General features: G+C 38.6%; 10 protein-coding genes and 1 pseudogene. 5 read left to right on the top strand and 6 right to left on the bottom strand.

The window, feature by feature from the left end; translation table 11 throughout:
• Nucleotides 1-276: 276 nt before the first annotated feature.
• Both QZ488_RS19785 and QZ488_RS19790 read right to left on the bottom strand, forming a co-directional pair.
• Complete coding sequence (locus tag QZ488_RS19785) at nt 277-669, bottom strand: OsmC family protein (protein WP_293751982.1); 393 nt, start codon at nt 667-669, stop codon at nt 277-279.
• 7 nt (nt 670-676) lie between these two features.
• Nucleotides 677-1,525: a S1-like domain-containing RNA-binding protein gene (locus QZ488_RS19790; RefSeq protein ID WP_293751984.1), complete on the bottom strand. Its 849-nt coding sequence runs from the start codon at nt 1,523-1,525 to the stop codon at nt 677-679.
• Between the two features lie 150 nt (nt 1,526-1,675).
• On the opposite strand from QZ488_RS19790, the gene QZ488_RS19795 reads away from it, so the two are divergent.
• A complete protein-coding gene (locus QZ488_RS19795) occupies nt 1,676-2,545 on the top strand; it encodes an aminotransferase class IV (RefSeq protein WP_293751986.1) in 870 nt (289 codons plus the stop codon).
• Between the two features lie 40 nt (nt 2,546-2,585).
• Nucleotides 2,586-3,683, top strand: coding sequence for an alanine racemase (gene alr / locus QZ488_RS19800; protein WP_293751988.1), 1,098 nt, complete (start codon nt 2,586-2,588; stop codon nt 3,681-3,683).
• 126 nt (nt 3,684-3,809) lie between these two features.
• On the opposite strand, the gene QZ488_RS19805 is transcribed toward alr, so the two are convergent.
• On the bottom strand, nt 3,810-4,295 hold the full coding sequence (locus QZ488_RS19805) for a VOC family protein (RefSeq protein WP_293751990.1): 486 nt from the start codon (nt 4,293-4,295) through the stop codon (nt 3,810-3,812).
• Nucleotides 4,296-4,436: 141 nt separating this feature from the next.
• On the opposite strand from QZ488_RS19805, the gene QZ488_RS19810 reads away from it, so the two are divergent.
• Nucleotides 4,437-5,309: a LysR family transcriptional regulator gene (locus QZ488_RS19810; protein ID WP_293751992.1), complete on the top strand. Its 873-nt coding sequence runs from the start codon at nt 4,437-4,439 to the stop codon at nt 5,307-5,309.
• A gap of 179 nt (nt 5,310-5,488) precedes the next feature.
• Here the strand turns inward: QZ488_RS19810 and cmoB are convergent, their stop codons facing one another.
• Entirely contained in the window at nt 5,489-6,460 is a 972-nt protein-coding gene (gene cmoB / locus QZ488_RS19815; RefSeq protein ID WP_293751994.1) for a tRNA 5-methoxyuridine(34)/uridine 5-oxyacetic acid(34) synthase CmoB, read from the bottom strand.
• Nucleotides 6,461-6,498: 38 nt separating this feature from the next.
• Nucleotides 6,499-7,230 carry a carboxy-S-adenosyl-L-methionine synthase CmoA gene (gene cmoA / locus QZ488_RS19820; RefSeq protein WP_293751996.1) on the bottom strand — a complete coding sequence of 244 codons (732 nt, stop codon included), beginning with the start codon at nt 7,228-7,230 and terminating at the stop codon, nt 6,499-6,501.
• 442 nt (nt 7,231-7,672) lie between these two features.
• On the opposite strand from cmoA, the gene QZ488_RS19825 reads away from it, so the two are divergent.
• Nucleotides 7,673-8,308: a response regulator transcription factor gene (locus QZ488_RS19825; protein WP_293751998.1), complete on the top strand. Its 636-nt coding sequence runs from the start codon at nt 7,673-7,675 to the stop codon at nt 8,306-8,308.
• A 9-nt stretch (nt 8,309-8,317) separates the two neighbouring features.
• A complete protein-coding gene (gene add / locus QZ488_RS19830) occupies nt 8,318-9,304 on the top strand; it encodes an adenosine deaminase (protein ID WP_293752000.1) in 987 nt (328 codons plus the stop codon).
• 171 nt (nt 9,305-9,475) lie between these two features.
• Here add and QZ488_RS19835 read toward each other — a convergent pair.
• Nucleotides 9,476-9,670: pseudogene (locus QZ488_RS19835) on the bottom strand (heme NO-binding domain-containing protein); the annotation flags it as partial.
• Between the last annotated feature and the right edge of the window lie 90 nt (nt 9,671-9,760).

Here is a 9,760-nt window from a genome sequence, read left to right on the forward strand (position 1 = left end):
GAAACGCTATCAAGGGAACGATCATCAAAGCATATTGCTGATGCTTGAGTAACCACGATGTTATGAATTGTTCGATTTTATTTTTCCTGTTACCTTTAAGAGTTTTGTTATCAGAAGCGTTTGCAGGTTCAAAACAAGTTATCAGTTCAGTTTCTGAGATTTAAGAGTCATGGTCAGTTTGAGTTTAATTATAATGATTGATAGCCAGTAATATTCATTCTAACTCTGCGAAGCCCGAAGCCCGAAGCCCGAAGCCCGGAGCCCGAAGCCTGAAGCTTAAGCTAACTCATAACTGGTGGTGATCTCAACATTGCCTGCAAGCATCAACATCACTGAACAATATTTTTCAGTGGATAATTGAACGGCTCTAGCGACATTCTTTTCGCTTAAACCTTCACCTTTTACAATATAATGAGCATGGATGGCAGTAAAAAAGCGTGGCGCTTCCTCAGCTCTTGTTGCATCAAGTTGACATACACAATCATCTACTTGTTTTCTAGATTTCTTAAGAATGTCGACCACATCAATAGACGAACATGCTCCGACAGACAGTAAAACTGACTCCATTGGAGACATCGTTTCGCCATTTCCGTCTAATTCTAAGGTATGACCTGTATCCGTTTTACAGGAAAACCGAAGATCATTTTGCCAACTAACCGTTGCTTTCATATGTATCCTACTTCTTAACCAGCGTTATTTTTGTTTTGTCTAACAAGATACGTTTTTGCCTAAACAAATTGCCAATGGCTTTTTTATATACATTCTTGCTTACTTTAAAGCGTTTTGAAATCTCGTCTGGAGGGCTCTTGTCGGTTAAGGTAGACAAGCCATCATGGGCAATTAAATCTTCGATTATTTGTTCTTCTAAGGTATTACGGGCAGTAGGGTCGTGAAACTGAAAGCACAAATCAATTTTGCCATCTTCGCGAACACGTTTGATATAGCCTTTTACTGAATGCCCCACTTTAATCGGTTGAAACACTTCATCTCTAAACAATAAACCAAGATGTGAACCATTGATAACAGCCTTGTAGCCCATATCGGTGCGCCCACTAATTAAAAGCTCTACTTCTTGTTTAGGTTCAAACATACCACCTTCTTCACATGATTCTTCATATAAAAAATCTGCAAGTTTAGTTGATGCAGCAAGTCTGCCTGTTTCTTCATCGCAGAACACATACACCACATAAGAGACTCCTTCAGACATGGGGTAGTCTTGTTCGCTAAAGGGCACTAATAAGTCTTTTTCTAAGCCCCAATCTAAAAATACACCCACCTTGGTAACACTGACTACTTTTAAAAAGGCGCAATGATCAACAAATACCTTTGGGCGTTTTATGGTGGCAATAAGGCGGTCGTCACTATCGTGGTAAATAAACGCATTAACGGTATCGCCCAACTTACAGCCTAATGGGGCATTTTTAGTCGGTAGTAAAATTTGACCTTTATCGCCTGCGTCTAGATAGAATCCAAAGGGCACTTCATTGACGACTTCTAGTTTATTGAACTTTCCAACTTGCGACATGTGTTACTGATTATCTTTAACGAAATTATAAACATATTGTAACTGACCAATACGTTAAGAAATATAAAAACAATGTGTTTTTTGCTAAATGGATCTTTTTATTCATGGCATAATTAGCGCATTAGTCACTGCTACTTTATCTGGAACGTTATGCCGGACAAAAACAATATTGTATTTTTAGACGGTCAGTTTATAGCTATGTCTGAAGCCAAAATATCACCTATGGATCGAGGTTTTTTGTTTGGTGACGGCATATATGAAGTCGTGCCATCCTATGATGCTAAATTAGTAGGTTTTGGTCCACATATTGAACGTATGCAAAATGGTCTTAATGCCATTGGTATTAAATTAGACTTAGGTGTAGATGATTGGCGTGATATTGCACAAACCCTGATTGAAAAAAATGGCAAAGGTAATCTTGGTTTGTATTTCCATGTTAGTCGTGGAGCAGATGTTAAGCGGTTCCATGCCTATCCGGATAATATTCAACCTACAGTGTTTGCCTATGCTTTTGAGATCCCAGCTGCCACGAAAGCAGATAAAAGCACAGTAAAACAATATAAAGTAGCTAGTACCCAAGATTTACGCTGGAAACGCTGCCAAATAAAATCAACCTCATTGTTAGGCAATGTAATGCATTTTCAGCAAGGTCAAGAAGCAGGTGTGCATGAAACTATTTTATATAATGAACACAACGAATTGACCGAAGCCAGTGCATGTAACGTGTTTATTGTTAAGGATGAAGTAGTGATAACCCCCCCTTTAGATAACCAAATATTGCCCGGTATTACTCGTAACATGTTATTAGATATTTTGCGTAAATATGGCACATTACAAGTAGAAGAAAGAGTCATCAATATGAACGAGGTGAATGCAGCTGATGAACTTTGGTTAACCAGCTCAAGTAAAGATATTGCACCCGTAGTGGAGCTAGACGGACAACCTGTAGGTAATGGAAGTGTTGGTGATATTTGGCAACTTGCGCAATCATTGTATTGTGCCAATAAATACAACTATTAAATAAATTCTCCTAACTAAAGCTGGAACGTAAATACGCCGTATGTCTCGACCTGTTAAAATTATTATCGATTTAGCTGCTATTCAAACTAATTGCCGCTTAGCCCAAACTATTGCCCCCCAATCCAAAACCGTTGCAGTGGTCAAAGCTGATGCCTATGGGCATGGCTCTGTAGAGGTGGCCAAAGCATTAGAGCCACAAGTAGAGATGTTAACGGTGTCTTGTTTAGAAGAAGCCTTAGTTTTGCGTGAGAATGGATTGCTTAAACCCATTTTATTACTCGAAGGGTGTTTTGAACAAACAGAGTTAAAAATTGCTTTGGCTAATCAATGTGAGCTTGTTTTACACAGTCAATGTCAGTTAGAACAATTACTTAAAGTCAACCTTGCCTCCCCAATTAATATTTGGTTAAAAGTCGATACTGGCATGCATAGGTTAGGTATTTCACCTCAAGAAGTTGAATCTATTTATGCCGCGTTAACGGCATCAAAAAACGTTAATAACATTGTGTTAATGACCCATTTTGCTCATGCCGATCATGTAGGTGGAGCCTTCACACCTAAACAAATTGATTGTTTTCAAAACGCCATTCAACCCATTATTGATACTACAAGTCAAAAAGTGCAGCGCAGTATGGCAAATTCAGCCGCGTTGTTAGCGTGGCCGCAAACCAGAGTAGACTGGAATCGACCAGGCATCATGTTGTATGGATTAAGCCCTTTTTCAGAGCTTAACGACCAAACTAAACATCTTAAACCTGCTATGTCGTTTGAGTCTCAAGTCATAGCGATACGAGATATTTCTGTTGGTGAATCTGTGGGTTATGGATGTACGTGGACTGCAAAGCGACCGTCTACTATCGCCACCATTGCCGTAGGTTATGGTGACGGTTATCCGCGCGGCGCAAAGTCAGGCACACCAGTGCTTATTAATGGGCAGCGGGCACCTCTGGCGGGCAGGGTATCGATGGATCTCATCTCGGTAGACGTAACAGATTTAGCCAATGTGAAAATTGGCGATACCGCTATTTTATGGGGTAAAGACTTGTCTGCAAATGAAGTGGCTAACTGGGCTGGTACCATAGGGTACGAATTGGTTACACGTATGCCGAAACGAGTAGCTAGACTTTTTGTGAATTAAATTAGGTTATTCGTTAGAGCTCAAATGAAAAGTGTTTTATTAGCCTTATGTCTCAAAAGTGCCATAATCAGACTGTTAAAAAGAGCTACTAAAGATGGTAGCTCCTTTTGAATTTAAAGTGATTTTTTATTCATAGTCTGAAGCGTAAGTTTCTTCATATGTATGCGAATAAAGTTCGAATAAATTACCAAATGGGTCTTCCAAGTAAACCATTTTTGCTTGCTTAGTATTATCTTCTGGGTGATAACGCATAACATCCATTCTTACTTTACCGCCAAACTCTTCCGTTTTTTTCATAACCCCCTCAAAATCATCTGTTTGTAGGCAGAAGTGAAAAATACCTAAGCGAGAAAAGTCTACTTCATGTCGATCATCACGGTCTTTCATTTCAAATAACTCCAAACCAATACCGTCGGTAGTGACTAAGTGTGCAATATTAAAACCTTTAAAGCCTTCACCAAAAACCGCAATACACATTCTACCTATAGCCGTTTCTCGTTCTTCTAGTACTTTGGTATTGTTCATAACAATTCTTAGGCCAAGTACTTTAGTATAAAACTCAACAGCCTTATCCATATTACCTACCATAATGCCGACATGATTCATTTTCATGATTTACTCCAATTTCAGCTTGCTGAGTCGTTTATTAGTTAATGAAGCTATTCTATGAGAACTCATTGATTAAATAAAATTATCAATTATTTTTAAAGTGATAATTTTATTTAATGGTGATAGATGCTTAATCCTGTTTGGTTGAATACTTTTGTAACGCTTTTCAACATTGGCCACTTTACTAAAACAGCAGAGAAACTGTTTATGACCCAACCCGGTGTTAGCCAACATATCAGTAAGCTTGAACAAGCATGTGGGTTTACTCTGATTAGAAGAGATAAAAAGAGCTTTGAGTTAACTGAGCAAGGTCGACTGGTTTATAACTACGCACAAAAGTTAGCAATAAATGAACATGAACTAATAGAGAGACTGGCTTTTGATGACCCCTATTCTGGAAATTGTTTTATAGCTTGTTCTGGTGCTATGGCGTTAACCCTCTATCCTAAGTTATTGGATTTACAAATAGAAAATCCATCTTTAGTCATGAAGCTAAAAGCGGCCCCAAATCATCAAATATTAAATGAAATTCAAGAAGGTAAGATTGATATTGGCGTTGTTACCGAAGCACCTAATAACAGTATATTTGACATAGAAATGCTGGGGCATGAAGAGTTATGTTTAGTGCTTCCTAGTAGTGTAGACAGTGATGTAGATATGGGGAAAATGCTTACTGATATTGGTTTAATTGCTCACCCTGATTTAGAGCATTATTTATCAATATATTTTGAGCAGTGCCCGGAGCAAAGCTTGAAAAAATTAGTCACCTCCGAAATACCAGTAGTTGGGTATATAAATCAGATCAGCCAAATATTACAACCAGTAGCTAAGGGACTTGGCTTTACCGTATTGCCAAGGAGTGCAGTAGAAAGCTTTCAACCGGCTCAATTATTAAAAGTATTTAAACCAAATAAACCAGTGATAGAAACTTTGCATATTGTTAAAAAGAAAAATAGAGAACTGCCTGAACGTTACAAAGTCCTAACTAAATTAATACATACGATTATAGAAAAATAGAAATGTCTGTAATTCGCTGTGAGTTCAAAGCCGACCGTCAAGTCAGAGATTATTATATGTCTAGCATCTGGGAGCGGAGTATATTCACAATCAATATTCAGACTTTAATCATTCAAATAGATTAAAAGTGTGCTTTTTTATAGTTCTATAAATGCAAATTAAAGCCTAGTTTTTATGACTCAACACTCAGCCACCAATACAGCTCTTAGCGGAGCAGGGTATCCTTCAATGGTTTTTGTATGATCGTTAGGATCTAAAAAATCGACTAAAGATTGGCTGTCCATCCATTCAGTGGCTCTTTGTTCTTCTAATGTTGTGGGCGCTACATCTACCACACGAATATTTTTAAAGCCTACTTTTTGCATCCAAATAGTTAATGCGGCGGTACTGGGTAAATACCAGACGTTGCGCATTTGTGCGTAACGTTCACCGGGCATAAAGACGGTTTGCTCATCGCCTTCTACCACAAGGGTTTCGAGCACTAACTCTCCACCTTTGCGTAGCTGGTTTTTTAACTGGTATAAAAAGTCGATGGGGCTACGTCTGTGATACAACACACCCATAGAAAATACTGTGTCAAAGGCTTTGAGTTTGGGTAATTGCTCCACACCAACAGGTAGTAAATGAATGCGTTGATCAGGGTTGAAGTGTTTTATTGCTTGAAATTGCATGAGAAAAAGTTGAGATGGATCTGCACCTACCACCATTTTTGCATCTTCGCCTAACATACGCCACATATGATAACCACTGCCGCAACCTACATCTAACACATAACGATCTTTAAGGGACTGGATGTGTGGTTGCACTCTGTCCCATTTCCAGTCAGAGCGCCATTCAGTATCAATATGAATTCCCTGAATATGAAACGGTCCTTTGCGCCAAGGCATAAACTGTTTGAGCAAGCCAACAATCTGTTTTTGAGTGTAGTCATCGATATCACCCGATTGACCAAATTCAACCTTGTCTAACAGATTAATTGTGGAAGGTGAGGTATTGGGCAATTTATTGAGTAACTTTACCCATTTATTAAAATCACCGTGTAGCTGTTCTTTTTGCCAAGTGGCTAGTTGCGCTGGTAATACTTCTAACCAATGACTAAGAGGAGAGTCAGCGACGAGCTTGTAAAAATCATTAAACCAATTAACAGCCAAGTGGCCTCCTATTGTATTAAAAACGGTAAAGAGAATGGTTAGCCTTTTATAGCAACCATTGACGCAAAGTTATAACAAGTAAACCAGCGCACAACATCGGTAAAGCCTACTTGAGTTAAACGATCTTTATGTTGTTCAAAAGTTTCGGTGCGCATCACGTCTTCTAATGCTGTACGTTTTTGACTGATTTCTAGTTCGCTATAACCATTTCTGCGTTTAAATTCGTGGTGTAAGTCAATGACTAACTCATTACCTTGTTCAGTGTTATGGCTCAACTTTTCAGATAACAATAAAACACCACCTGTATTTAACCCTGCATAAATTTTATTCATGATATTGAGACGTTGCTCAGGTGGAATAAATTGTAATGTGAAATTCATCACTACGCATGATGCATTTTTAATCTCTATATTTTGTATATCATCGCAAATAACAGTTATAGGCGTGGCTGCCTTGAAAGCCTTAACATGTAACTCGCAACGTTGTGCCATGGCGGGGGAGTTATCGATAGCCAAAATTTCGCAGTGTTCACTTTTAATATATTTGCTAGCGGCTAAGCTTGCCGCTCCTAATGAACAGCCTAAATCGTAAATATTACTTTGTGGTTGTGCATACCTAGCGCATATCTGGCCAATAGTATCGACTATTGTGCTGTAACCTGGCACAGATCGCTGGATCATGTCAGGAAAGACCTCGGCCACCGACTGGTCAAATCGAAACTCACCCACTTGCTGTGGTTGAGAATAAATGGTGTCTTTAACGTCTTGCATGATGGCGTATTGACCTCAATAAAAATATCGCGCAATTCTACCTGTGCAATCTCATCCAAGCAATTTCCATTGTTACTAACTGGGAGTGGTAATTTCGGTTTCATTAAATAATGAAGAGGTAAAAAATGTTTTAAGTACTATTGCTAACCCAGGTTTAATTCAATGGACTTCTGGATTACCCAAAACACCAACTGGAAACATAATGAGCAGAGTTTTACCTAGGTCACGGAAAACCTAAATCATCAAGTAGCCGATACCAGTGTGTAGGAAAATCCGAGCGTGATAGATGTGTTAATAGAAAATCGACTGAATAAATGTTGTGTTACAGCAACTTAATTGAACTAATGATGGAATAAATGTTAATAATGTCTTCAATAATTTAGACTAAAGTATTAGTCTAAATTATTGAAGACATTATTAACAAATAAAACAGGTAAGTGCAGTGGCAAAATTTTTAGTAGCAGATGATCATCCTCTTTTTAGGGAAGCTTTAATTTCAGCACTGCGGCCATTATTTGAAAATATAGATATTGTTCAAGCGGATTGTTTAGATTCCACTCTAGAAGCTCTTCAAAAAAACACAGATTTTTGTTTAGTATTGTTAGATTTAAATATGCCAGGTTGTGAAAATTTTTATGGTTTGATCCGAGTTACTCAGGACTTTCCACAGGTACCTGTAGCCGTTGTTTCGGCGAGTGATTCAGGTGAGGTTGTATCTAAAGTCATGAATTTAGGTGCTAAAGGGTTCATACCAAAAGCGATACCGACTAGTATAATTGCAGAAGCTCTAAAACAAATCATGGATGGCGAAAAATGGCTACCTGAGGGCGTTGAAATTTGTATTGAAAACGATGCGCCAGTGATAGATGTTGCAAAATTAGTAGGTGAATTGACTCCTAAACAATTCCAAGTGTTAAAACTATTGCAAAATGGTCTACTTAACAAACAGATTGCTTTTGATTTAAGCATTACAGAAGCAACGGTCAAGGCGCATATCAGTGCCGTTTTTAGGAAGCTTAACGTTAATACACGCACTCAAGCGGTATTGCTGTTACAAAATTTGGATATCCCAGAATAGTCAGCAACTGTGATTAATACTGATTATCCATTAACAGACTTACATCGGCACCTCGATGGTAATATTCGGCCCTCTACCATTTGGCATCTTGCTCAGAAATTTTCTATTCCACTAGAGCAGCAAAACATAAAAGAACTTCTGCAAGCTATCCAGATCCAAGGTAAAACTACTGACCTTTTAGCTTTTCTACGGAAAATGGAACTGGGTGTGTCGGTATTAGCTTCAGAACAAGCTTGTTATCGCGTTGCCTATGAAAATATCGAAGATGCTAAACGGGCAGGGCTGACTTACGCAGAGTTGCGTTTTTCGCCAGTTTTTATGGCAAAGGCGCACAATTTACCCATTGAACAAGTGGTCGATGCAGTGATTGCTGGCTGCAAAGCAGGTAGTCAAACTTACGGTTTACCGGTTAACCTTATTGGTATATTAAGTCGTAGTTATGGTGAAGCCAGTTGCCAACAAGAGTTACAAGCATTGCTAAGAGCAAAAGACGATATAGTGGCGCTAGACTTGGCGGGTGATGAAAAAGGGTTTCCTGCCATCAAATTTAAACAACATTTTAAATTAGCCAGAGATGCGGGGTGGCAAATCACTGTGCACGCTGGTGAAGCAGATGGGCCGCACAGTATTTGGCAAGCGATTGAAGAGTTGGGAGCAACGCGCATTGGGCATGGCGTAGCAGCGCGTGAAGACCATAGTTTAATGGATTTTATGGCCAAAAACGGTATTAGTATTGAGTGTTGTATTACCTCTAATTTTCAAACCGGTGCTTGTACTGATATTGCACATCATCCAATTAAAACTTTTATTGAAAAAGGCATAGTAGTGACCCTAAATACCGATGATCCAGGCGTGTCGGGGATTGAGATTGCTGATGAATATAAGTTGGCTAGGGAGGTAGTGGGTTTGTCTACTGAGCAACTTAAGCAAATTCAGTTGAACGGTGTTGAGGTGGCGTTTGTTGCTGATAGTGTTAAGACGGAGTTATTGAGTTAGCCGCGTTGATTTTATTCACTTATTTTAAGTTAGTGTTGTTACAAACACTGCCATCCTTGGCACATGTTCTAAAAATTAGTTTTATATAGCCACTAAACAAAATGAGCCGCCCAGTTAAGATGTACTTTGGCCGTACACTTTGAACAATCCCTTAGCTTGCAAAACCTATTACTAGCCTACTACTTTTGTTAAATTAAAAATCACATGGCTTTCACCATTTTCAGAAAGATCTTTCATTTCAATTGTTATTTTTTCATTAAAATAATCAGCACTTCCCATCATCATGCCATAAGCTAACGCTGAAAAAGGCTTTTTAGAACGATAAATCATTTGCATTGTATTCTCATTTAGAAACGAATGTTCAAATGTGGGTAATTCAGTGACGTGGTCAACCTAAAACGACCACCCCAGTTAAGCTACTTTTTGTAATTCATTGTTTTGTCTTTCAAAGTCATT

The sequence above is a fragment of the uncultured Paraglaciecola sp. genome, from assembly GCF_913020055.1.
Taxonomy (GTDB): domain Bacteria; phylum Pseudomonadota; class Gammaproteobacteria; order Enterobacterales; family Alteromonadaceae; genus Paraglaciecola.